Annotated in this window: 20 protein-coding genes; 1 reads left to right on the top strand and 19 read right to left on the bottom strand. The window is 59.1% G+C overall.

Going from position 1 to position 22,674, the window contains the following annotated elements; translation table 11 throughout:
• Positions 1–156: 156 nt before the first annotated feature.
• The 15 genes from AACH73_RS13205 to AACH73_RS13135 all read right to left on the bottom strand — a co-directional run bounded on the left by AACH73_RS13205 (position 157) and on the right by AACH73_RS13135 (position 17,218).
• Positions 157–1,443, bottom strand: coding sequence for a hypothetical protein (locus AACH73_RS13205; RefSeq protein WP_338736232.1), 1,287 nt, complete (start codon positions 1,441–1,443; stop codon positions 157–159).
• Between the two features lie 377 nt (positions 1,444–1,820).
• A complete protein-coding gene (locus tag AACH73_RS13200; protein WP_338736231.1) occupies positions 1,821–2,033 on the bottom strand; it encodes a DUF2274 domain-containing protein in 213 nt (70 codons plus the stop codon).
• Positions 2,026–3,216 (bottom strand): TrbI/VirB10 family protein, encoded by a 1,191-nt coding sequence (locus AACH73_RS13195; RefSeq protein ID WP_338736230.1) that lies wholly within the window; start codon positions 3,214–3,216, stop codon positions 2,026–2,028. The genes AACH73_RS13200 and AACH73_RS13195 overlap by 8 nt, the downstream gene beginning before the upstream one ends.
• A complete protein-coding gene (gene trbG / locus AACH73_RS13190) occupies positions 3,209–4,081 on the bottom strand; it encodes a P-type conjugative transfer protein TrbG (protein ID WP_338736229.1) in 873 nt (290 codons plus the stop codon). The genes AACH73_RS13195 and trbG overlap by 8 nt, the downstream gene beginning before the upstream one ends.
• Entirely contained in the window at positions 4,078–4,824 is a 747-nt protein-coding gene (gene trbF, locus AACH73_RS13185; protein ID WP_338736228.1) for a conjugal transfer protein TrbF, read from the bottom strand. The genes trbG and trbF overlap by 4 nt, the downstream gene beginning before the upstream one ends.
• Positions 4,825–4,827: 3 nt before the next feature.
• The gene (gene trbL, locus AACH73_RS13180; RefSeq protein ID WP_338736227.1) at positions 4,828–6,057 is read right to left on the bottom strand and encodes a P-type conjugative transfer protein TrbL; all 1,230 of its coding nucleotides are present in this window, start codon (positions 6,055–6,057) and stop codon (positions 4,828–4,830) included.
• Between the two features lie 35 nt (positions 6,058–6,092).
• Complete coding sequence (gene trbJ / locus AACH73_RS13175) at positions 6,093–6,818, bottom strand: P-type conjugative transfer protein TrbJ (RefSeq protein WP_338736226.1); 726 nt, start codon at positions 6,816–6,818, stop codon at positions 6,093–6,095.
• A gap of 96 nt (positions 6,819–6,914) precedes the next feature.
• On the bottom strand, positions 6,915–9,335 hold the full coding sequence (gene trbE, locus AACH73_RS13170) for a conjugal transfer protein TrbE (RefSeq protein ID WP_338736225.1): 2,421 nt from the start codon (positions 9,333–9,335) through the stop codon (positions 6,915–6,917).
• Complete coding sequence (locus AACH73_RS13165) at positions 9,329–9,592, bottom strand: VirB3 family type IV secretion system protein (protein WP_338736224.1); 264 nt, start codon at positions 9,590–9,592, stop codon at positions 9,329–9,331. Before AACH73_RS13165 ends, trbE begins: the two co-directional genes overlap by 7 nt.
• Positions 9,592–9,948: a TrbC/VirB2 family protein gene (locus AACH73_RS13160; protein WP_338736223.1), complete on the bottom strand. Its 357-nt coding sequence runs from the start codon at positions 9,946–9,948 to the stop codon at positions 9,592–9,594. The genes AACH73_RS13165 and AACH73_RS13160 overlap by 1 nt, the downstream gene beginning before the upstream one ends.
• Positions 9,949–10,974 carry a P-type conjugative transfer ATPase TrbB gene (trbB, locus tag AACH73_RS13155; RefSeq protein WP_338736222.1) on the bottom strand — a complete coding sequence of 342 codons (1,026 nt, stop codon included), beginning with the start codon at positions 10,972–10,974 and terminating at the stop codon, positions 9,949–9,951.
• On the bottom strand, positions 10,974–11,381 hold the full coding sequence (locus AACH73_RS13150) for a CopG family transcriptional regulator (RefSeq protein ID WP_338736221.1): 408 nt from the start codon (positions 11,379–11,381) through the stop codon (positions 10,974–10,976). Before AACH73_RS13150 ends, trbB begins: the two co-directional genes overlap by 1 nt.
• A gap of 9 nt (positions 11,382–11,390) precedes the next feature.
• Positions 11,391–13,457, bottom strand: a complete 2,067-nt coding sequence (locus AACH73_RS13145; protein WP_338736220.1) for a conjugal transfer protein TraG — start codon at positions 13,455–13,457, stop codon at positions 11,391–11,393.
• Between the two features lie 156 nt (positions 13,458–13,613).
• Positions 13,614–16,274 (bottom strand): hypothetical protein, encoded by a 2,661-nt coding sequence (locus AACH73_RS13140; RefSeq protein WP_338736219.1) that lies wholly within the window; start codon positions 16,272–16,274, stop codon positions 13,614–13,616.
• 86 nt (positions 16,275–16,360) lie between these two features.
• Positions 16,361–17,218 carry a hypothetical protein gene (locus AACH73_RS13135; RefSeq protein ID WP_338736218.1) on the bottom strand — a complete coding sequence of 286 codons (858 nt, stop codon included), beginning with the start codon at positions 17,216–17,218 and terminating at the stop codon, positions 16,361–16,363.
• A gap of 550 nt (positions 17,219–17,768) precedes the next feature.
• Between AACH73_RS13135 and AACH73_RS13130 the strand changes: the two genes are divergently transcribed.
• Complete coding sequence (locus AACH73_RS13130) at positions 17,769–18,284, top strand: hypothetical protein (RefSeq protein ID WP_338736217.1); 516 nt, start codon at positions 17,769–17,771, stop codon at positions 18,282–18,284.
• A 720-nt stretch (positions 18,285–19,004) separates the two neighbouring features.
• On the opposite strand, the gene rlxS is transcribed toward AACH73_RS13130, so the two are convergent.
• The 4 genes from rlxS to AACH73_RS13110 all read right to left on the bottom strand — a co-directional run bounded on the left by rlxS (position 19,005) and on the right by AACH73_RS13110 (position 22,485).
• Positions 19,005–20,969 (bottom strand): relaxase/mobilization nuclease RlxS, encoded by a 1,965-nt coding sequence (gene rlxS / locus AACH73_RS13125; protein WP_338736216.1) that lies wholly within the window; start codon positions 20,967–20,969, stop codon positions 19,005–19,007.
• A 180-nt stretch (positions 20,970–21,149) separates the two neighbouring features.
• Entirely contained in the window at positions 21,150–21,725 is a 576-nt protein-coding gene (locus AACH73_RS13120; protein ID WP_338736215.1) for a lytic transglycosylase domain-containing protein, read from the bottom strand.
• Positions 21,722–22,249 carry a S26 family signal peptidase gene (locus tag AACH73_RS13115; protein WP_338736214.1) on the bottom strand — a complete coding sequence of 176 codons (528 nt, stop codon included), beginning with the start codon at positions 22,247–22,249 and terminating at the stop codon, positions 21,722–21,724. The genes AACH73_RS13120 and AACH73_RS13115 overlap by 4 nt, the downstream gene beginning before the upstream one ends.
• The gene (locus tag AACH73_RS13110; RefSeq protein WP_272740257.1) at positions 22,249–22,485 is read right to left on the bottom strand and encodes a helix-turn-helix domain-containing protein; all 237 of its coding nucleotides are present in this window, start codon (positions 22,483–22,485) and stop codon (positions 22,249–22,251) included. Before AACH73_RS13110 ends, AACH73_RS13115 begins: the two co-directional genes overlap by 1 nt.
• Between the last annotated feature and the right edge of the window lie 189 nt (positions 22,486–22,674).

Raw genomic sequence — 22,674 nt, 5'->3', positions numbered from 1 at the left:
TATCCACTCTGCGCCAACAGATTGAGCAAAGTCCCTGACGGGACGCGGCTCACTCTTTTTCGACGATACAAGATCGCTTGTAGGGGATCATTTTGGGTATGCGGCCGAAAGCAGGTGGCTTTCCTCCCAAGCATAAGAGACGGCGAAAGTTTGGTGCTATTTGCATCCAGAAACCAGGTTCCTTGCAGCGGTTTCCATTTGTGTCCGGTTCATCAGTGTGACCGTTAGGGCATTGAGGTCCTGCCTGTTTAGGGGCCTGAAAGTGTCGAGGGCCCACCCAAGGCGGACGTTCTTGAGTTGTCCTCGTTTGATGTCGCTCGCTTCCAACCAGTTTCGGAATTTCATCGCGTCATCCAGCCGCTGAAACTGAATCACCCCTATACGGCTACCCATCTGGAAATGCATTGCCGTGCCATTCAAAGTGAGAAGATAGATTGGCTGCACCAGTGGCTCGATCAAGACAAATTTGGGCGCCACCACATCGTTCACAGCCAAAAAGTTCACCGTATCATCGGCTTCTGTAAACGTGTCCTGGCCCCCAAGGATGTGCCTGACCGTGTAGGTTACCTTGATCTCGCCGCACACAGGATTCTCGTTGTCTTTTGGACGGAAGACGACCTTTTCCGAGAAGGCAACGTCTCTGGCGGCACCTGGTTTTCCATCTTCGGATTTTGAATTCATCCCGGAGAAAAGTGCAAAGGTATCGCTAATGAGATCCATGGCTGGCGGCGCCATGCCAATCTTGGCGTCGATCGTGATATTGCCGATAAGGTCCTTCATCCAACCGGCTTTCTGATAGATCACCGCGCCGCCCGCTGCATTTATGTGAGCGGCAATACGACTTTCATCGATCACCGTTTGACCCTGGGTAATCGACTGACCACGCTCGACACCCAGTTGAGGTTCAATGAGATCGTTCGAGATAAAGCTCGTGGAGGCGCTCACCTTGTTGGTGTCCGAGACGGAAACCGTTCCGACGGTTATGGTCTTTTCTTCGTTGGCTGCTCTATCCCAGGAGAGAAATTTCCACGGACCGACGGGTTGAACGGTAAGCTGCAGGCTTGAGATGCGGTCACCTGGCGGCAGGGGGTTCGCAGGCGCCACTGATATCGTAATTGACCGATCAAACGCGTTCTGGACATCCATCAAACTCCCCGCCCCCTTGTCCTCGGATATGAATGCCGGCGGTTTGCCCTTTGACTCCTTGATCAATGCGGCCTGTCCACGATCGGACAACTCAACCAAGGCAATCTTTTTGGCGGACTTCCCGGCTTGTTCACGGGCAACGCCTGATACCTCGATCGTCGGGTAATCTTCCGGGCTGTCATTGGACACGGCGTTATAGCGCTTCATGACGACCGGCTTTTCACCCCAACCGACACAACCGCTCAAACACACCGCGAAGCCAACGACAGTAGCGCCAAGCGCAAACCTCACGCCCATTACTTCCCCCTCAGTCGGTAGATTGATCCAAACATCTCAGTCCCGGTCGAGGAATACATCTTGATCGGTTCAACGCGCTCGGCGGCCTCATAATCCGCCTTCGTCAAGGTGACTATTGAGACTGGTTCTGTTTGCCCGTTTCGATCTCTGCACGCCGTGAGCGTGCCTCGAAACGAGGCGCGATAGTACAGATCGCTCTGGGCCTGCCGGTCATCCAAAAGTACGGCGAAAACTGTTCGTCTGGTCATGGCTCCCCTCCGATGCCTCACACTTTGGCACAACCCGAGAGCGAGTCAATGGCGTAAAAAACAATGTTCGCCCAATTATCTTCATCGCCGTGGTCTTTGTCGGATAAGCCCATGAAAGACATGCGCTTGTCATTTCCGGATAGCGCGAGAAAATCCTCTGTCACTTTGGAGAAATGCATCGAGGATGTAGGGGATCAGGTCGACGACCTGCTCCGAGGAGCCATAGGTCGCCTCGTACAGTTCTGCATACTCCTTGAGTGCCTGATTGAGTTCGGCACCCAAGGTAATCGTAAGTTTCACCGGCGTCCGGTCCGGTAATTTCGGGAGTTTGAGTTCAGCCATGGCCGATGGCTCCCGTGTAAGGTCTTAGAATGAGGTCCTTGTGCACAATGACCCGTACCGGCCAGCCAGGACGAACGGTGATAGAGGGCCGGATACTCAGGGCCTTATCAACTATCCGCTGCCCCGCCTGATTGGCGGTGTCACGGGTTGCGTCCCGAAAGGCGCGCACAAGGTCGCTGTCATCGTCGGACTGGCCGCTATGCGAAGCCAAACCCAGCAAGGTCGATAGCCCCACCCCCTTGAGCAGGCTCCAGGTATGGTAATCCACCTTGTCGGACAGACCCGCATAGCCCTCCGTGTCAGTCGCTGGCAGATTGTCGATTTCGAGGGAGGCGCCATCGGGGAGTATCAGGCGTTTCCACACGACCAGCGCCCGGGATTGGCCAAAGGCGACCTGATCGTCGTATTGCCCCAATAGCCGCGTGCCTGCCGGGATCAACAGGTGTTGGGCCGAAACCGAGTCAAAGACAGGCTGCGAGACCTGGGCGATGACGAACCCGGGAAGGTCAGATTTCAGGCCAGTGACCAAACTGGCGAAGATGACGGTGCCCGCCATCACCTGATAGGGCGAGATTGGCGTCTCAAGGCGGTGGCTGTTGTAGACACCGCCAAGGCTTTTACGGTCGACAAAATCGGGCTTGGCTAGAGACACACCTTCGGTCGGGCCGACCGGCACCTGCGACATCACGACATCCAGCGGTCGGATGTCAGACGGTGGGGCCTTTTCCGCAATCGTTGAGAGGCGAGGCGCTATCTGGAAGAACACCCCACTGACGGGCGCGGGCGCGGACACGCCACCGCCTCCGGCATCGCCAGACCGCCACTCCTGCGCGGGCGCTTGCGTTTCCCGGAGAACTGGATCTCCCGGATAGCCCGGCAAAGGCGGGCCCAGATGAGGCACGCCCTCTGGGATCTGATCATAGGCTTGCGGCAATTGGCTCAGTTTGTCGGGCTGTGCCCTCTGCGTGTCCACGACCTTGTCGGGATTGAAGGTTTCAGGCTGAGCGACCACCCGGGGCGCTGACGCCCCAAGCGCCAGCCATGTTACACCGAACAATGACACGCAGGCCACGGCGGCAGATGCCACCAGCACATGACGCTTGAAGCGAATGATGCGGCGCGGTTGGGCGCGCAGAACCAGAGTTTCGGGATCGACCTTAGGATGGGGGGCAGTGTCAGTCATGACGGGCCCCCAGTGCGTTAGCCGTCCCCTCACCCGTTCGGGTGATGCGAACGACCGCCTGCCGCTTTGCGCCCAGACGCAATTCCGCTTCGCTGAACAGGACGTCTGTGACATAGAACCGGCCCTGAACACGGTAGTTCAGGAGTTCAGTCATGCCGTCTGCCCCCACTACAAACAGGGGTGGCGCTTCCGACAGGGCCAGATCGGCAGGGAACTCGATATAGACCCTTTGGCCGTCGTCGAACGCGCGAACGGGCCGCCATGCCGGTTTTGCCCCCGTTATGCGGTAGGCGAAGCGCAGGCTCTCCAGCGGCAAGCCCATAATGACAGGTACGGGCGGGGACGTTGCCGCAACGTGTGCCTCCAGCTTTTTCGTCAAGAGTTGATCCTGGGGGTAATGCCAGGTGACCGCCGCCATGGCCGTAAACCGGGAGCTTTCTAGTTGAAGATGATAGGTCCGCCGATCCGTGGTGATGATCAGGTTGGTTTTAAGCCCCGCGCTATAGGGCTTGACGAGGATATGCGTCTGCTTGCCCTCCCCGCTTCCACTAGTGGTATCGCCAATCACCCAGCGGCCCGTGTCGCCGGCTGAGACCGAGATCAGGTTCTCGCCGGTCTGAAGGACGATATCGCTGACCTTGTCTGGTGCCGTGAACAGCCGGTAAAGCGTGCCCTCAGTGAAGGTATAGACCTGAACGGCATTGAGATAGCTGCCTGTTTCTGGCCCTTGGGTTGCGGCCGCGTTCGCGGCCTGAATGGCGCGGGCAGTGGGCGAGACCTTTCGAGCGGGACTGGCGTCAGACACCGCAGGCCACATCATCGTAAGACAGCACCCGGCGAGACAGGTCACAATGATAGCCTTCATGGCTGCACTCCTTCTGGGGATGAGGGGGTCAGGGCAACGACGGGCGGCCTCGTTTCCGGCCCGCTATAATCCTGTGACCAGGAAAGGTCGGTGACGTAGAGGCCAAGCGGGTTCTTGCGCAGAACGTCTTCGCGCCTGGGGAGGGTCTGCTGGATGTTGAGGATTCCCGTCCAGTAGGTTGTTTTGTCTGGCAATCCGCGCACATAGGCCTGTTCCTTCCATTTGATCTGGAAGCTCTTTGGCGACGCCCGCACCACACTCAAGATCGACACCGTCACGCTGCGCTCACCGATCCCTGCGAACGGATCATTGGCCTGAGCCTGGGCGTTGAGGGCCTGTGCCGCGCGGTCCGTGGCAAAGGCGTAGGCCTCAAGCCAGTTCTGACGCACCAGCACCGGATCGATCGACAAGGACCGAACATTGGTAATGAACCGCGCCAGGAACCACGCAACTTGCGCATCGCTCGGCTGGTAGGTCTCAGCGGCGGGCGCTACCGCCCTCACCCCGCCCTGACTGTCGACCTCTACGACATAGGGCGTGACGCGGCTCTGCGAAGCGAGCCAGATCATGCCGCCTGCCAGACAGAGGGAGACAACGGACGCGCTGAGCGCCATCAGCCGCCAGTTCGCGGCCTGGGCCTGACTTGTGCCTACGCGTTCATCCCAGATTTGCGCCGCTTTCTGGTACGGAGTTTCGGGTTCAGGGCTATCGCCATAGCGCTGGACGGGGCGTTTGAACCGCATGATCTACTCCTTCTGGCTCAGGTCGGGATTGGCCGAGGCGACCGGTTGATCGCCAGCGGATATGGCCGTCTGGGCCGCATGCAGATGACCGCGCAGCCTCTGCTCACGTTGCATCTTCCTCGCCCACTCGGGCTGGGCTGGCTCTGACGCTCTGGCAGAACTCGCCGCTGCAGGCGGTCCAGCGCTGCCACCTGATGAGGATGGCGCAGATGAGGAAGTTGTTGGTGGCGGTGGGACGGGCGCTGGCCCTGCCCCGCCAGAGCCTGACGCGCCACCTGAGGATCCCCCTATCTGAGAAGCCGCCTGCATGGCAGAGCCTCCACCGGCGGCACCGCCTGCCAGTCGTGCGGCCGCCATGGCACCGCCGCCGGCCAGCATTCCGGCCGCTGCCGCGGCGCCTACGGTTCCAAGGACGGCGCCCGCGCCCAATTGCGGCGCGCCAGACACCAGACCCGAGGCGATACTTGGGCCAAAGATACCGAGCCCCAAAAGCGTCAGCGCGGCGAGGACGAGCGTCATGGTCTGATTGATGTCGGGTTCCGCTCCATCCAAGGCCCCGACAAAGCGGGAGAAAAACCCCGTTCCGATGCCGACAATGACAGCGAGGACCATGATTTTGATGCCAGACGTGATGACGTTGCCAAGCACGCGCTCAGCGAGGAAGGCCGTCTTGTTCCAGAAGGCGAAGGGTACGAGGACAAACCCTGCGAGGCAGGTCAGCTTGAATTCCAGCACCGTGATGAAAAGCTGGATGGCGAGAACAAAAAACGCCAAAAGCACGATCAGCCAGGCGACCAGCAGCACCACGATGGTCAGGAGATTGGCGAGGACCGTGTCGAGCCCCATGAGATCGGCCACCTGTTCCAGCAGCGGATGGGCCGCTTCAAACCCGATACCGGCGAGGCGTCCGGGCTTCAGGAGATCGCCAGACGCCACCGTGCCCCCGCTGGCGTTCAGCCCCAGTTGAGTGAAGGACTGATGGATCAGATTGGCCAGCGACTGGAAGTTATTCAGGATGTAGGCGAAGGCCCCAACATAGAGGACCTTCTTGATGAGCTTGCCAAACATCTGGCTTTCTTCGTCCAAGACCCAGAAGAGGGCAGCGAGCGTCACGTCGATGGCGATCAGGAGGCTCGTGAGGCTCACCAGGTCACCACGGAGCAGACCGAACCCGGAGTCGATATAGGCAATGAAGGTCGCCAGAAATGAATCGATGATGTTGAGATCGGTCATTAGAAATGCCCCGCCATCTGATTGATTTGGCTAAATTACTGCGGCGAATAGGCCTTGCCTGAGCCGAGGAACTTTTTCGTCGCTGCCCTGGCGGCGGCCTCCCCTTCGGCCTTCCTTGCGGCATCGAGCGCTTCGGCCCGGTACTGCGCCGCCATCAGGGTGGTGATCTGCATCTGCTGTTTGGCCACAAGGGCAGACAGCTGATTGGCCGCCTGCTGGGCCTGCAACCCGCCCTCGGCAGCCTCTGAGGCGCGAACGAGGTCACTCAGCGTACCGGCATCCGACTGGATGGCTTCCGAGATCTGGGATTGCACCAGAAGCGTTTGCTGGAAGGCGTCCATTGCACTTTGCCAACGGGCTTCAGCCTGCGCCGATAACCCTTTGCCTGAGATCGACAAATCGTAGTCTCGCGGATACTGGGCTTTAAGCGCGGCACGGGTCTGAGACAGGGTGAAGGCAATACCCCTGGCTTCCTTCATCAGGTCATTGATGGCGGCTATATCCTTGTTGAGCTTCAGAAGCGCGGAGACATCCAAACGCTTTAGTTGGATCGCCATGTCGCGGATCATCTGCGCTTCGTTTCGAAGCGACTGGATCTGATTGTTGATCGTCTGAAGGGCGCGCGTCGCCTGCAGGATATTCTGGGTGTAGTTGGTGGGGTCAAAGACGGCGATCTGCGCCGACGCCGGTACAAACAGGCCCGCGAGCGACGCACTCATCATCAGGGCGATGGAGAACCGACGTAAAGCGTTGGAGGACATGGAAAACTCCGCATTTTGGGAAAAGGAAGGGCATGACCTGCCAAGGGCAGGCCTGAAAGCAAACGGGGATGATCAGGGGTATGAAGAGTAAAGCGCCTAAGGCGGCTTCAGGAGATCGGCCGCCCAGGGTAGACCCCGCGCCGCCAGAAACGCGGGGGCGAAGCGTTCAGCCCCCTCGGCTTCCAGCACCCTATCGATCAAGCGTTGATCCTCGGGCGACGACGCTGCGCAGACGGACAGGGCCAGTGGGCCTAAGTTCAGATCGAACAGTCGGTTCCCGCGGCGAGATTGCAGATAGTATTGGCGTTTGGGTATGGCCTGAGCGATCAGCTCAATCTGACGGGTATTGAGCCCCATGCGCTGATAGGCTGCGTGAGACAACGGCTCGACCGCCCGCTCATTGGGCAGAAAGAGCCGCTGCGGGCAGGATTCGATTATCGCGGGGGCGATCACACTGTCGGCGATATCGGCCAGAGACTGGGTGGCAAACACCACGCTGACATTCTTCTTGCGCAGGACCTTCAGCCATTCCCGCAGGCGGCTGGCGAACTGCGGGTTATCGAGAAACACCCAGGCCTCATCAAGGATCAGAAGCGTTGGCCGACCATCGAACCGGGCCTCCAGTCGGTGGAAGAGATAGGTCAGGACCGGCGCCACAAGCCCCGTATCGCCCATCAGGTCCTCGGTCTCAAAACAATGGATGGGCGCCAGATCGAGCCCATCGCGGTCGGCATCGAGGCACTGGCCGTACGCGCCTTCAAGCGTGTAGGGGGCCAAAGCCTGCTTCAACGCGTTGGACGACAGAAGGACATCGAGCCCGGTCAGGGTGCGCTCGCCGACAGGTGCCGCCGCCAGATTGTTGAGTGCGGTCCACAACGTCGCCTTGATATCGGGGGTCACCTCGATCTTCTCATTGCTGAGCAGGCTTAACAGCCATTCCAGTGCCCAGGTACGCTCGTCGGGCTCATCGATCCGGGACAGGGGCTGAAACGTCAGGGCCGCGGTTCGTCCAAGGGCATGGTGCTTGCCGTTCATGGCGAGCGTCGCTGCTCTCGCCGAGCCCCCCTTGTCGAAAATGAAGGTTTGCGCTCCCGCATAGCGCTGAAACTGTAGCGTCAGAAAGGCCAGGAGGACGGACTTGCCTGCCCCTGTGGGGCCCACAACCATCATGTGGCCCACATCACCGACGTGGGTCGATAGGCGAAACGGGGTTGCCCCCGAACTCACCGCATGCAGCAGAGGTGGGCCGTCGAGATGGCTATTGCGCTCAGGCCCGGCCCAGACGGCTGAGAGCGGCATCAGATGGACCAGATTGAGAGAATGAACCAGCGGCTGACGCACATTGGCATAGAGGTGCCCGGGCAGCGAGCCCAGCCACGCTTCGACGGCGTTCAGGCTCTCACGGAAGGTGGTGAAGCCTAAGCTGTTGATCGCCTGTTCCACCGCCCTGACCTTTTCATCGGCCAGTTGCGCGTCGGTATCGAAGACTGAGATGGTCGTGGTTAAGTAGCCGAAACTGACGTGATCGCCGCCGAGCGCCTGAAGGGCCGCGTCAGCGTCAGCCACCTTGTTGTCGGCATCGGTGTCGGTCAGGGGCGAGGCCTGAGCATATATCACCTCGCGCAGCATGGCGGTGACGGACTTGCGCTTATTGAACCATTGGCGCCGAACCCGGGTCAGGGTCTTGACCGCGGTCTCCTTGTCGAGGGCGATAAAGCGGGTCGTCCAGCGATAGCCAAAGGCCAGATGGTTGAGGGCATCAAGCAGGCCCGGATGGGTATGATTTGGGAAGCCCAGGACCGTGATCGTGCGAATGTGCTGATCGCCCAGCCGGGGCGACAGACCACCGATCAGCGGCGTATCGACGAGGATGGCGTCAAGATAGACGGGGATGTCGGGCACGCAGACGCGATGGGATTTTGAAGAGACGGTGCTATGCAGGTAGGACAGGGTATCGGCATCGTCTAAGGGTTCGACGCGCGGCATGATCCCGGCTAACAGATCGATGGCGGCGTTCGTGCGATTGACGAACATCTGAAGCTCGCGTTTCCAGTCCCGCCGCACCTCGGTTCCCGGTTCAATATCAGGCGTCTCGATCAGGGCCTGACTGGCGCGCGACAGGACGTCAGCGGGGGGCATGAAGACGAAGGTCAGGTAATAGTGGCTTTCAAAGTGTGCGCTCGCTTCCCCTTCGAAGGCCGCACGGCGCTCCTCATCGATCAGGCGGGCAATCCCGGTTTCGGCGCCAGGTTCGGGATAGCGTATGGCCGGGGCCCGGCAAGCCTCAAAGAAGAGCCCCCAGCCCGTACCGAAGCGGCGCAGGACATTATTGACACGCGCGGTGACACTGACCAGCTCGGCGGGGGTGGCGCTTTCGAGGTCCGGGCCCTGATAGCGGATTGTCCGCTGAAAGCTGCCGTCCTTATTTAGAATGACGCCCGGCGCGATCAGTGCGACCCAGGGCAGGTGATCGGACAAACGATTAGCCGTCTGGCGGTATTGGCGCAGGTTCAGCATGCGAAATAGCCTTTCTGGCGGAGGTGACGGAGCAGAATGGGTACGAAATCGGGATCGTAACGGGCGGCAAAGACCGCCAAAGTGTGCCCGATGAGCCAGAGGCCGAAACCGGGCAGCCACATCTGAAGGCCAAGGCCTAAGGCGGCGGCCACGGTCCCGTTGGCAATCGCCAGGGTCCGTGGCGCACCGCCCAGCAGCAGGGGTTGCGTGAGGGATGGGTGCAGGGGGACATCGAAGCCCTCGACGCGGCTCGCCATCAGATGACGGCCCCCCCACCGAAGCTGAAGAAGCTGAGGAAGAAGGAGGAAGCGGCAAACGCAATCGACAGGCCAAAGACGATCTGTACGAGCTTGCGGAAGCCGCCGGAGGTCTCGCCGAAGGCGAGGGTCAGGCCCGCGACGATAATCACCATGACTGCGATGATCTTGGCGACCGGGCCTTGCACACTATCGAGGATCTGCTGAAGCGGCCCTTCCCAGGGCATGCCAGAGCCCGCCGCCTGTGCGGCTGGGGCAAGCCCAATGCAGAGGGCGAGCAGCACCAGCGCGGCGGGTTTGTTGAAAGTGTCCGGTCGCCAACCCGGCACCGGCGAATGAAACAAGGATTTGAACATCTATATCTCCATAGGGGTTGAACGCGCGATACCAGGGTCTTCCCCGTGCGGTCGCAGCGGGCGAAGGACGTAACCGCCGTGGGCATCGAGGCCATCCACCCCGACGATTTCGGCGACGTGCCGCGGGGCACCGGTCTGGGAATCCGCCCCGCGGATAAACACGATGACGTCCACAGCCTCAGCGATCAGGGCGGACGGCACATGGGTCACGGCTTCCTGAACGAGCTGCTCCAAACGACACAGGGCGCCTTTGGCGGAATTGGCGTGCAGGGTCGCAATGCCCCCGGGATGGCCGGTGTTCCAGGCCTTCAACAAATCCAGAGCTTCAGCGCCCCTCACCTCGCCGACGACGATGCGGTCCGGACGCAGGCGTAGGGTCGAACGGACGAGATCGCCCATGCTGACGTGGCCCGGGCGGGTGCGTAGTTCGACCAAGTCTTGAGCGGCACAACGCAGTTCACGCGTGCCCTCGATGAGGACGACGCGCTCGCCCAGGGCGGCGACCTCCGCCAGAAGCGCGTTGGTCAGGGTTGTTTTGCCGGAACTGGTGCCGCCAACCACCAGGATGTTCTGGCGAGAACACACCGCGCACCGCAAGACTTCCGCCTGAGCCTTTGTCATGACGCGGGCAGACACGTAATCCTCCAGGCCAAGCAAGCGATAGGCCGGCTTGCGGATCGAGAAGCAAGGTCCGCGCGAAACCGGCGGCAGCAGGCCCTCGAAGCGCTCGCCACCCGTGCCGTCGGCGGACATGGGCAGTTCGGCGCTGACGATGGGCGAGTCCGGATGAATCTCGGTGCGTACGTGGCTGGCCACAAGACGGATGATCCTCTCCGCCTCGGCGGGTGCCATGATTGCATCAGACAGGACGCGGCCTTCGCCAGCTCGATCGAAGCGCACGGTGCCATCGGGGTTGACGAGAATTTCAAAGACGGCGGGATCGGCCAGGGCCGCGGCCAGACCTTCACCCATGGCGGTCCGCAGCATGGCGCGCAGGCGCTGATGAGGGATCGACAGCACCTCCATTACGCGCCGCCCTCGGTGGGCTGTGGGTTCAGCGACAGCTGGCCCGTGGCCAGATGACGGCCGACCTGAGCCACAAAGGCTTCGTAGCGATCACGGGCCAAGGCGCGCGTGGCCGCATCGGCTTCGGGCAGATGGGCATCCCGTAAAAGCGTGAGGCGGATGAACAGAGCCAGACTTTCCAGTTGGATAAGCTGATCTCGCTCCATCCGATTCAACTGGGCCGACAAACGGTTCAGCCGCTGCCCAAAATGGTCGTCGAGTTCATTAGACCCTCGACGATCAAGCCACGCGGTCAGGGCGTCGCGTAGAACGGCGGACTTGTTCATGCCTGGCTTTGAGGCCAAAGCCTCGAAGCGCTGGCTGACATCCGGATCGAGAAACAGCTGATAGCGGACGCGGGTAGACATCGGCGCCTCCTAAAAACCGCCAAACAGATCGAGCGTCTGTCCGGGCTTGTGGTTGGCCTTCCCATGATTGCGGCCCTCGACTTTCATCAGATCGGCCCGGGCGACAGCGGCCGTACTACGCAAACTATCCATGGCCCGCTTATCGGCCGCGACATCGGTTTCGTCTTCGATGGGACCGGCCTCTGGTCCCTGGTCGAGGGGCGCGGGCACGGGTTTTTCAGGGACAACGGGATGACGGTCTTTGGCCAGTCTGCCTTCCTCACTGGGTTCCGCCCCACTCTCACCGAGCGCATCGACAAGCCTCTGATCGGTGCCGCGAACACGCCCTTCCCAATCATTGGTTCGGGCGGGGGGACAGTCGGCGAACCGGTCTCCGGTCAACACCGGTGGGGACATTTGACGGTCGACGAAGTTCTGATCCTCATAATAGCGCAGCTTATTAGCGCGGATCGGCGCGAGGCCGGACACCAGCACCAGTTCATCCGTCGCCGGCAGTTGCATCACTTCGCCCGGGGTCAATAGCGGACGAGCGGTCTCCTGTCGCGAAACCATGACGTGAGACAGCCAGGGGGCCAGGCGATGGCCAGCGTAGTTGCGCTGCGCGCGCTGTTCGGTGGCCGTACCGAGGGCATCCGATATGCGCTTGGCCGTGCGTTCATCGTTGGAGGAAAAGGCGATCCGGACGTGACAGTTATCGAGGATCGAATTGTTGTCTCCATAGGCCTTCGATATCTGGTTCAACGATTGCGCGATCAAATAGGCTCGCAACCCATAGCCCGCCATGAAGGCCAGGGCCGACTCGAAGAAATCCAGACGGCCTAGCGCGGGGAACTCGTCGAGCATCATCAGCAATTGATGGCGGTTGCGCTTGGCTGGATCGCCTTCCAGACGTTCGGTCAGGCGGCGGCCGATCTGGTTCAGAATCAGACGAACCAGGGGCTTGGTCCGTGAAATGTCCGACGGCGGGATGACCAGATAGAGCGAGACCGGGTTCTCGGCATTGACCAGATCGACAATGCGCCAGTCGCAGGTCGAGGTCGTCGCGGCCACTACGGGATCGTAGTAAAGACCCAGGAACGACATGGCGGTCGACAACACGCCGCTACGCTCATTGGGCGCCTTGTTCAGCAACTCGCGGGCGGATGAGGCCACGACGGGGTGGACGCGAGGTGCGTCCCCTTCCCCGCCCAGATGGTTGGTGGACAGCATCCGATACAGAGTGTCGGTCAGGCTGCGTTGGGGATCGGACAGGAAGGTGGCGACGCGCGCCAGGGTTTTCTCTTCTTCAGCGTAGAGCACGTGCAGGATGGCCCCCACCAACAGGGAGTGGCTGGTCTTTTCCCAATGAGAGCGATGCTCCAGCGAACCTTCCGGATCGACCAGGATGTCGGCGATGTTCTGGACATCGCGGACTTCGTTGACGCCCTTTCGTACCTCCAGCAGCGGATTGTACCGGGCGGACTTCAGATCGGTCGGATTGAACAGGACGGCATGTGAGAACCGCGAACGCCAGCCCGCCGTAAGGTCCCAGTTTTCGCCCTTGATGTCGTGTACGATGACCGAGCCGGTCCATGACAGGAGAGTCGGCACTACCAGCCCTACGCCTTTACCGGACCGGGTCGGGGCAAAGGCCATGACGTGCTCTGGCCCGTCGTGCCGCAAGTAGTCCGACCCAAGCCGACCCAGAAACACGCCACGGTCGCGCAGCAGGCCTGCGCGGGCGATTTCAGAAAGGGATGCCCACCGCGCGGAGCCATAAGTGGTGACCAGTCGCGACTGACGGGCCCGCCCTAATGAACCCAAGACTGCTACGAGACACCCCATCACGCCGCTCGATGCCGCCAACAGGCCGCAGCGATGAAAAACAGCAGGCGCGTAGGCCTCGTAATAGAACCACCACGTAAAAAGCTGCCAAGGACGATAGACCGGCCAGCCGAATGCATGAAACCAGGGCCTCCCCAACTGCGCTTGATAGGCCAGTTGGTGGGCCGCCCACTGGGTCGACGCCCACACTCCCAAGGCGACCATCCCTAGGACGAGAAGGATCTGACCGATAAGGAATTTGGTGGGGGTCACGACGCTGCCTCTCGAGCCCACCGGCGTGGCGGGCCTGTGATCCAAGCATCCTCGATCCCTTAAGAAACCGACATTACCGTCTCGTACGCTCTTAGCACCCTCTTGCCGAATCCCGCAGCCCCCTTCACGGCCGAATGGCCTGCGCTCTGCGTCCGATCAAATATCCACCTCACCACTATCCTGCTCGCTCACAGCGTTTGGGATGCGCACCATGGGTGACGCATCTGTGTCGATCCCTTGCCGCCACCGCGTTTGCATGGTGCCGTGATAAGGGTCGTCGGGATCTGGCGTGAAGATGAGTTTGATCGGAATATCGGCTTCACTTGTCCTAGTGATTTTCAACCGCTTAAAGGCCTCTCTGGCGAGCACCCACACGCCGTCCAAATTGCTGCCCGTGGAAAATACAGGGATGGACGACAGGTTGTAAGTATTTCCATTTTGCGATCGGTGTTGAGGTCTTTCCACTACGATGCCCGCCGGAAGTACGGAATTGGGACGGTAAGACGCATTTGACCATTCACGCACCCAGCCAGACACCTCTCCCGACCCGATCAAGATTAGCGGTGTTAAATTCCGCCCACGGAGATTTTCGGCAGCAGCCAAAATAACTTCAGCAAGTTCGCCGCCGTTAGCGACGCTTCTCACCTCGTCAAGATTCGCCGCCTGTTTTTGCTCAAGTAACTGTCCGAGCGCCCGCGCCTTCACTCTAGCCGCCGCCCAAGAGACGAGTATCCCGTCTGATCCTGCGACCTGATCCAACGGTGGGTCGGTGATCACACCTTTAGGGAAATTAGTCCAATCCTGAATGCGGACTTCTTCTAAGTCGGCAGTCGAATAAACGACCGGCCCGAACAATGTGCCTAGGAAGGTGTCCTCGTCATAGTCAAAGACCTCCCCAGCGACCTTTCGCGCAAGATCATCCAGCTTTCGGTCCGAGATTGGGGCGTCACCGATTCTTTCCCGACGATACGCCACTATCCGTGTTTCTAGACTTGAAATCAGGCCGCGGAAAGCCGCTAAGCGATCTGTAAAGACGGCTTGAGCAGGAGCGACCCGAGGTAGCTCTAAAGGAACTTCCGGCGTGATCTCGTTCGCGGGAGCGTCCGGCTGAACGGGTTGGTGGAGAAAGTTGAACACTGGCAATAGACCCTCGACATCTATGGCGTCCAAATCAGCCGTAATCGCCGACAGTCGATCCTTTAGGTGCAACGCCTCACTGTCATCCGTCAGCCATTGCGGTAAGCGTTCGAAGATAGACGTAAAATCAAGAGGTTGCCTCTCCATCCTCAGACTGCCCAAAATCAGGTCAGACGCGAGGGTCGCTCCCACAGTTCGCCCTGCAAACGTATAAACTCTTCCCGCCAACATCGGCTCACGAGTCAATTGATCAAATTGTTCCGCAAGGCGCCAAAATCCGGGTACGGACCGATCAAGGGCCCACTCTCGTATCGAGTTGCGCCTGAGGAAGGAAGCTACGAAATCCGCTTGGCGGGAATAGAAGTGCTCATCTGGCCCGTCGTCCCCCTCGCCACCCACTGTACGGCGATCAAACAATTGCTTCGCCGCCTGTAAGGAAAGTGTGGCGCCGACAGCGTCTCCCAGACCAGCCCACTGCACTAGGAAGCCACTCAAGACAAAGCATGTGTCCTGCCACATGTTATAAACAAGATTGGCGAACAGAGATGTCACGGTAAAGTTCGGCTTTTGGAAGTCCGATAGACTCATCAATTTGGCCTCAACTTCCGCCCAAGACTGCGTGATGGTCTGAGGGCCTAACACCACCTTTTGAGATAAATTTAGATCGTAAAGATGTTGGTTGACGCTCATTGGCAACGTGTTGCCGCACCATCTCAGCATGGCATCGATCCAATGCTCTGCCGCCACGCGGTTGCCGGACACCACGGCGCGTGCGACGTATAAGGCGGTTTCTGAGAGTTGTTCCGCCAAAATCGGATACAGCTTGACCTTCTCAGCCCATAACTCACGCCGCTCGATTTCCGGTCGGATATGGTACTGCAGAAGCGCCTCCCACCCCCCAATGAAGTCTCTGAGGGACTTAAAGTGCACACCGGCGAGAGGTTCTAACAGTATTGCTGGTTGGTTTGCTCCATGCGGCAGTCGTTGTGTTTCCGCTGTACGTTCCCACCAGCCGTTGAGGCGATACCAGAGATATCCTTGGTAATCGATCGTGGACGTTGCACCTGTTAACGAGGGAAGCGCAAATAGCGATGGGACCACTCTGGTTGAGACAAAGGACAACTTGGAAAAATAATGAGGTTCTCGCTCAATAAGATTGACAGCTTCCTCAAATAGGCGTCGATAACTGAAATTCCATGCCCGCTCGACCGTTCCATTTTGGTTATCGTCATGAACAAGGCCATAGTTTGTAGGCTTTCCGACATTATCTATACTTTCACCGAACTGGAGGAGTTCAGAGTGCAAGCTTGTCATCTGTTCAAATATATAATTGAACACCTGCAACTGACCACTCGCCATGGCCTGCAAGGCCTGTTCGGCCAAGATTGCCATACCTTGTTGTGTCGATAAAATGGCGTCCGGCCGTTTCGTCGAACGCCGAAAGGTAAAAGCCCGCTTTACACAGAGCTTTTCGAATATGGTCAGGTCGGTTCCGTGGTTAAGGATCTTTGAAAGAGTAACGTCGCCTTCGTAATTCCGTCCAATCACCAAAGGAAACTGAAGGGTAGGCCGAGGCGCATATAGGCCTTGGTTCTCAAGAGACACTTCGCGCGTGTTTCGTGCATACCAATTTTCCGCCACCCAATCCAGCAAGGTGACATTAACATCCGTTAGGGTCATGGAACGTGAAATTCGTCGGGTTACCGAGTACTGCCCCGCGTCACTGCTGGGGTAGACCCAAATATGTGGTCGCTGATGAGATCGCTTCATGAGTCATCCCGATCAGAGCGGGTAAGATTGCGGTATCTAAGGCTGGCTATTTTTGACGTCATCTCCCCTTCATAAGCCCGCCTGAGAATGAACCGTCGCATTGTCTGGTTGAATGTCGACTGACTTAAAAGCCCTAAAATCTTGGACATGAAGTAGACAATCATCAGCAGGTTCAGAGAGACCCATACCCATTCGACGATATTCGTATAGATGGCGAGCCTCGCCCCAGGCGTGTTCACCTTGAATAGTTCTGCTGCGGCTAGCCAGATTAGTAAAGAAATTGAACTACGCACAATAAGATCAACCCGAGCCTCCTTCATAACAAAATCTTTCATTTCGTCTTGAAGATGGCGTTCCTTTGCCATCAACTCGTAGGCGGAGATCGCGATTGGAATTAAAAGACCGAGTACAGTTGCCTGAATGGTACCAAGCAAAGCGTGGTAGTTGTCCCCGTTGGGACACTTTGTGGTATCCGACATGGTGCAGGTTTGCAGTATGGGGTAATCCGGCATCAGTGTGCCGGTCATGGTAAACGGATTAAAGAAAACCCAGGGCTTGATATTGGCCAAAGCCCAGTGGCCGCAAAGCGCCATCAGAAGGCTAACTACGAGCCATGGTAGAGCGTGATCTGCCAAATTCGTCAGGCGATCATAAAAGGGGATAGGCTCTCGCCTTGCCCAGCGGTTCCTACGCTTAAGACGCCTAATTTCATCCTTTGCTTGAATGTTGGCGCTTCCCCAAAGGTTGGGTACGAGGCACGCCAACCCAACACTTAGAGGCCGCCAAACAGGCCGAAGGTCCTGCCAGAACCTTTTAGACACACTGACAATCTTCTTGACCACGAGAATCGGCATCCTCCCCAATCTGAGGTTTAACAATGTAGATCGGGGACACAGTGTTTTGCAAAGGCAAGTTACGAACGAACTTCGTGCGCGTCACACACACAGTAGGGAGAAAATGTGTGCACGGAATGGGTAAAGCTTCGCCCTCCTTTTTGATCTGCCGTTTTGAACGACCTCATACACGGCCTTTTTTGGCATGATACTTTGGCCGTAAACTTCGCCCCCACCTCCCTATTGACTCCCGACCAAGCTTTGGAACAAAAAGAAAACGATCAGCGCGTCATTTTGCACCAATACCAGAAGAGGACTCACGCACCGCGCCCGGCCTTCCATGCGCAGCTTGCACTGACGGTACGCAAAGGCTCGATGAAGACACTGAAATTCGCGATTGGCGAGGTCTTTGCGCGAATTCAGTGCGCACGTGGGCAGAAGGATCGATCTCGGATCGAACCCGTCCCGACCTGCATGAATTATTTTAGAGGGGGAGACGTTGGGGCAGACAAAGGCACGTCGATTAATTGGGCAGCCATCGAGCCCGGAAAATCGGATATGGCACGGATGGATGAACTCCGCGGCCGAACTAACACAGGAATTCAGCAAGCTGGAGGACGATCCTTTCAGATACAATGAAACGGCCACCGTTAGCCTTCTGATCGCTGCAGCCGCTCGGGTTGATCTACTGGCCCTTGCAGATTTCGTGTCAACAAAGCGTGTCCAAAAGCTGCCATCGAACGGACGATGCGACCTTTGGATATGCGGTCGACAGTTGAGTTGGGCCTTTGAAGTCAAGCAGATAAAGTACCGTGGCGGCGTGCACAGGCCAGCAACAATTTTGAAATGGGTTGAAAAGGCTTGTCAGGCGGCACGTGAACTGACGCATCACGAAGCCGACAAGCGGTATGGCTTGCTTGTCATCTCCCTTCATGACGCCGAGCAGATTGAGTCTGCCTTTATCGAAAACCTTCAATCCATACTGCCGAAGGTCGATTACGCTTGGCAGATTGCGTCTGGGTCTGACTTTACGGGCGACACCTTCTTCCTTTTCAAAGAAGTGCACAAGAAGCGGGCAGCCGCGTAAAGCTAAGATTGCCTGGGGATCCCACGCCCCAAGGACGTCTCTCGACTTCGACGGCGTGTCACAGGTTTAACCTGGCACTTTTGTCAAAGTGCCAAACCTGAGAAGTGTGAACATTTGCATCCAACGGGCATGTAACGTGCGTGACACCTGAAATCCCGGCTTCTCACCGAGGCGTGACCCGATGGCGACTTTACCATGCGCGGCTCCATAGCCTTTTCGACGTAACGGTTATTTGATAGGTACAGCTTTCAACAGGAGCTAGCCTGACTCTACTGGAGGGCAAATCGTCGGGTGCCAGTTCGTCCCAAATAAAACGGGTCAGATTTTCAGCACGATAAGGTCAACGAGTAACCCGTTCCATTGACTGGTTGGATGTGCGCGAACCCAGTGCCCTTGGGTCTGCGCAAACAACTCCAACACTCTGGCTTGTCGGCTCCAACTTTCGAGGTCACTTCCGGCCTGGGGGGAACTGCTATAATGGCCCGGCGTGCCATTGGCTATGACCTGCCTTAACTCCTGTAACGAAACTTCTTTACATGACAAACCTGCAGAGCCCCCTTCCCGCACAGACGCCATTTTACTTGCGTCCGCGCCTGACCAAGAGGCGTATGCTTTGAATTCATTCCGCCTCTCCAGGAATCGTCCGTTTTCAACCTAGCCAAAGGAGCTGCCAAAGCCTAGAATCTTTCAGGTTGAACGACCGTGCGAAGTGTCCCGGCGTCAAACGATATCCCGGCCCTGACCACGTCCCAGGCTCCAGTTAATTCCGCTTTCGCGAAGCACCCCGGATACCTCTTTTCCAATGTGCTTTTTCAAGACTGGCCGCCAGGGCACCAATGCGAAGTCCTTGGCGCGCTCAACGACAGCGAACTGGCCTGCCCCTAGGGTGACCCGCTCCCGCAATTTGCCAGCAACAGTCTCCCCTTGCCGCACCTCCCGCCAGGTCTTGCCGGTGCTGGCTACCAACGTTTCGGCGGTACTGTGCAGTTCGCGCTTGTGTAAAGTCGCCAGCGTCCCCTTCGACGGCGCGGTGTCCAGCCCCGGCAGAAGTCCCTCTTCAACTAGCCATTGCTGGCGCAGGCGCATGGCATCCCTGACTTCGCAGCCGAAGCCGGCGGCCCCCTTGCCCGCGGGCTGCGCCTGTACCAGTTGCCTGTCCAGCCAAGTCACCCCCGGATGCCGGGCCTGGGCCGTCAACGACTGGGTAGAGAGGACCTCTACCATGACCGGTGCGCGCTGCACGTCGCGCCGCTCATAGGCCAACGCCTTCTGCAGATAATCCGCACCGACTTGGAAACGCCCGTCCGGCAGGCGTTCGATACCGCCCTGAGCCTTGCGAATTGCCTCCAGCCTACGCGCATGAGTTTCCGCAAAAGTCTGCCGAGCAGCGGGGTCATGTTTCAAATGCAGATCGACTGTGTAAATGCCGCCATTCGCCGCCGCAACGTCGGCGATGGTCCGGTCCACCGTTCGCACCTCTGGCACTTTCGGTGTGAGCCGGACAATGGCCAGCTCTGGGAGGGCATCCAGAAGATCGCCATGGCCCAGATCGACGTAATGGACACGGCCATCCGTGCCTTCCACCAAGGCGTAGTGGCGATCCGACGCTTCATCGGACAGTCCGCACTCAATTAGACGGCCGGTTACTACGTCTCCGACGCCTGCCGGCCCATGGATTTGCGCCTCTGGTGCTGCCGCCTCCAGGCCCTTCTCCTTGAGCGTTTGATGGATACCTTTGATGATATCCCCCCGCTCACCCATCTGCCGAAGTGTCGCCTCCATATCCGGGCTCAAGCTCCAACGGCCTGGCCCTGCTTTCTCGGCAAGGCCCAGGGCTTCCAGCTTGACCAGTCGGCCCGCGCGTGCCGCGTTCAAAACGGGATCGCGATGATCGGCCTGAACCTGCCTGTCCGTGTTCGCCTCGCGCGCCAGCTGGCGGTCGAGAGAGGTCAGCCGTTCCTGGTGCACTTCAGCTTGCAAGCCACGGATAATTTCCCGCTCTGAGCGGGGCCCCAGATCGAGGCTGACCTGGGCCTGCACCCGCTCACGAAACCCTTCACTCATATATTCGCGGGCGATCACTAGATCCTTGCCGCGATCGTCGCGGCCACGAAGCACGATATGAGTATGAGGATGGCCGGTGTTGAAATGGTCTACGGCCGCCCAATCGAGCTTCGTTTTCAGATCGGCTTCCATCTGTTGCATCACCTTGCGGGTCAGCGGTTTCAGATCCTCGTAGACCTGGCCATCTTCGGGAGCGACGATGAAGCGAAACTGGTGTCGATCACCATCGCACCGCTTCATAAAATCCGACGCCTCGATCCGGTCGGCATCGAGGCCATATAAAACACCGCGTGCCCCCTCCCGGGTCACGCCGTCCCGCTGCAGATATTTGAGGTGGGCCGTAGCCGCCCGTAGCCCCTTTCCGGCGAGGCGGACGAAGCGCGCCTTGACCACCACACGCCGGGTCGTGGGCCCCCGGCTAGCGTCGGCGGCCAGGACCCGCCCCGCGCCGGCGCCCCGACCATAGTTGCCAGCCGACTTGAGACCGCCCTTCCCATAGCGGTTGAAGCCGCCCGCGCGCTGAACGGCGCCCAGGACTTTTGAGCGGAAGGATTTCGGCAGTTTGGTCGGTTGGGCACGCATCCGGCCCAATTTCGGCTCAAAAGGGTCTTCTGGCGTCATTATACGAGACTGTTCCCTTGAACAAAATCAGGGCGTTATGAGAAAACCATCTCCTTCAAACGTCCCTCTGTCTCCCGATTTTCCGATGTGCAGACAAAGACTTACCGTCACGAAGAGACGGTCTTTTATCTTGCCTAAAAGCCACCCATCCCTCGCCGAACCTCGTACGATCTCGCCCCGTCACGGTTCCAGCCCCTTCCCATCTTCGGCGGTGCGTTTGATCGCGAAAAGGCCTCTGTCGGAGGGGGTCAGGGAGGGAAGCTCGGCGACCGACGGCTGGTTTTTCGGGACAAGCTTTTTGAGGTAGGCGCGCGTTTCGGCGGGCAGGGTTTCGCCCTTCAGACTGGCCGCATAGCGCGCAGGTCCGGCATTATAGGCGGCAAATAGCCCCGGATAGCCGAACTGCTCGAACATGGCGCGCAGATAGGCGGTGCCGGCGAGAATGTTATCGCGCGGATCATCCGGATCGGTGCCGAGCTTGTGGGTCACGCGCATATCGGACCACGTGCCGGGCATCAGTTGCATGAGGCCCATCGCGCCGACCTTCGAGCGGATCTTTTGTCCTTTCAGGTGGGTATGGCCGCCGCTTTCGGCCTGCATGACGCGATAAATCCAGTCCTCGGGCACACCGAAACGTTGCGAGGCCTCCCGCACGGGGTCAGCCCAACGCCGTAGCGCGGGCGCGGTCTGCGCGTGGCACTCACCCGCCGACAAAAGGACGCCCAGCGCGCTTAAAAGCGATTTCCAGCGGATCATAGGGGCCGCGCCTTTCCGATCACGTGGTCGAGGCTGACCGGCCCAAAATAGCGGCTGTCAAAGGAGTCAGGGGCGCTTGGGTTGAGAAGAAACACCTCGTCTGAACGCAACCGCCGACAGCTCCGCCACCATGGCAAGGGCCGGTTCAACCGATCCCGCTCACGGCGCGTCGCCACTTGTTTTCCGTTAATCCGTATGTCGGCGTCCATGGCACAGACCGCGTCTCCGCCAATCGCCGCCACGTGTTTGAGCACGGGCACCGTTGCGGGCACATAGCGCCTTACATCAGCCAGTTCACGGGCGGCCTGAGGCAGGCGCGCGACCACCAGATCACCCATCTCCAGCTCTCGGACGGGTGCGACGAAATAGAGGCCGATCGGCACACTGGGACTGGCGTTATAGATCAGCCAGGGCGGGGTCTGTCGTTGCGTAGAGAGCCCCAAAACGACCAGAGCCGCGACGCTCAGACCCGTGACACGCCATCGACTACGGCTTGACCTCATCGAAATCGTGGGAGCTGCCATCACACCCGCGCCTCAACAGGCACGTCGGTCTGGCCAGAGGCGCGCGACCAGCCGTCGATGTCGTCGATATGGTAGCGGACATAGCGGCCATGGCGGCGATACGCGGGCCCCTGCCCTTCGGCGCGAAACTTTTCAAGGGTGCGGCGTGACAGCCCCATATAGTGGGCGGCCTGATCGGTATTGAGAAACGGGCTACCTTTTTTGGCGCTGGCAGCCCGCGCGTTTTCATCGGACATGGGGTCGTTTCCTTGCGATAGAACAACAAAACCACAGCGGTTTCGCCCCAAGGATGCGGCCCTGTAAGGGGTGTCGGGAGTGTCGAAATCCCCTCCCCGCCGATCAGACTCCCCTCTGCCCAGCGGTCTCCATTGCCCTCCATCGACCTCGCGAGCCAGGCCGCAGGCATGGCGAGCCGCGGCCTCCGA

Origin of the sequence: Asticcacaulis sp. DW145, from assembly GCF_037101385.1 — a bacterium.
Classification (GTDB): domain Bacteria; phylum Pseudomonadota; class Alphaproteobacteria; order Caulobacterales; family Caulobacteraceae; genus Asticcacaulis; species Asticcacaulis currens.
The sequence above is the reverse complement of the archived record's forward strand: the minus strand, read 5'-3'. Positions and strand labels throughout refer to the sequence as shown.

Excerpts from the sequence above, each read along its gene's own strand:
- AACH73_RS13165 (WP_338736224.1), bottom strand. The coding sequence starts at position 9,592 with ATGGCGAGCCGCGTCGAGGGCTTCGATGTCCCCCTGCACCCATCCCTC.
- AACH73_RS13140 (WP_338736219.1), bottom strand. The coding sequence starts at position 16,274 with ATGACCCTAACGGATGTTAATGTCACCTTGCTGGATTGGGTGGCGGAA.
- trbB (WP_338736222.1), bottom strand. The coding sequence starts at position 10,974 with ATGGAGGTGCTGTCGATCCCTCATCAGCGCCTGCGCGCCATGCTGCGG.
- AACH73_RS13160 (WP_338736223.1), bottom strand. The coding sequence starts at position 9,948 with ATGTTCAAATCCTTGTTTCATTCGCCGGTGCCGGGTTGGCGACCGGAC.
- AACH73_RS13205 (WP_338736232.1), bottom strand. The coding sequence starts at position 1,443 with ATGGGCGTGAGGTTTGCGCTTGGCGCTACTGTCGTTGGCTTCGCGGTG.
- AACH73_RS13135 (WP_338736218.1), bottom strand. The coding sequence starts at position 17,218 with ATGCCGATTCTCGTGGTCAAGAAGATTGTCAGTGTGTCTAAAAGGTTC.
- trbJ (WP_338736226.1), bottom strand. The coding sequence starts at position 6,818 with ATGTCCTCCAACGCTTTACGTCGGTTCTCCATCGCCCTGATGATGAGT.
- trbL (WP_338736227.1), bottom strand. The coding sequence starts at position 6,057 with ATGACCGATCTCAACATCATCGATTCATTTCTGGCGACCTTCATTGCC.
- rlxS (WP_338736216.1), bottom strand. The coding sequence starts at position 20,969 with ATGACGCCAGAAGACCCTTTTGAGCCGAAATTGGGCCGGATGCGTGCC.
- trbG (WP_338736229.1), bottom strand. The coding sequence starts at position 4,081 with ATGAAGGCTATCATTGTGACCTGTCTCGCCGGGTGCTGTCTTACGATG.
- AACH73_RS13150 (WP_338736221.1), bottom strand. The coding sequence starts at position 11,381 with ATGTCTACCCGCGTCCGCTATCAGCTGTTTCTCGATCCGGATGTCAGC.
- AACH73_RS13200 (WP_338736231.1), bottom strand. The coding sequence starts at position 2,033 with ATGGCTGAACTCAAACTCCCGAAATTACCGGACCGGACGCCGGTGAAA.
- trbE (WP_338736225.1), bottom strand. The coding sequence starts at position 9,335 with ATGCTGAACCTGCGCCAATACCGCCAGACGGCTAATCGTTTGTCCGAT.
- trbF (WP_338736228.1), bottom strand. The coding sequence starts at position 4,824 with ATGCGGTTCAAACGCCCCGTCCAGCGCTATGGCGATAGCCCTGAACCC.
- AACH73_RS13130 (WP_338736217.1), top strand. The coding sequence starts at position 17,769 with ATGAACTCCGCGGCCGAACTAACACAGGAATTCAGCAAGCTGGAGGAC.
- AACH73_RS13110 (WP_272740257.1), bottom strand. The coding sequence starts at position 22,485 with ATGTCCGATGAAAACGCGCGGGCTGCCAGCGCCAAAAAAGGTAGCCCG.
- AACH73_RS13195 (WP_338736230.1), bottom strand. The coding sequence starts at position 3,216 with ATGACTGACACTGCCCCCCATCCTAAGGTCGATCCCGAAACTCTGGTT.
- AACH73_RS13115 (WP_338736214.1), bottom strand. The coding sequence starts at position 22,249 with ATGGCAGCTCCCACGATTTCGATGAGGTCAAGCCGTAGTCGATGGCGT.
- AACH73_RS13120 (WP_338736215.1), bottom strand. The coding sequence starts at position 21,725 with ATGATCCGCTGGAAATCGCTTTTAAGCGCGCTGGGCGTCCTTTTGTCG.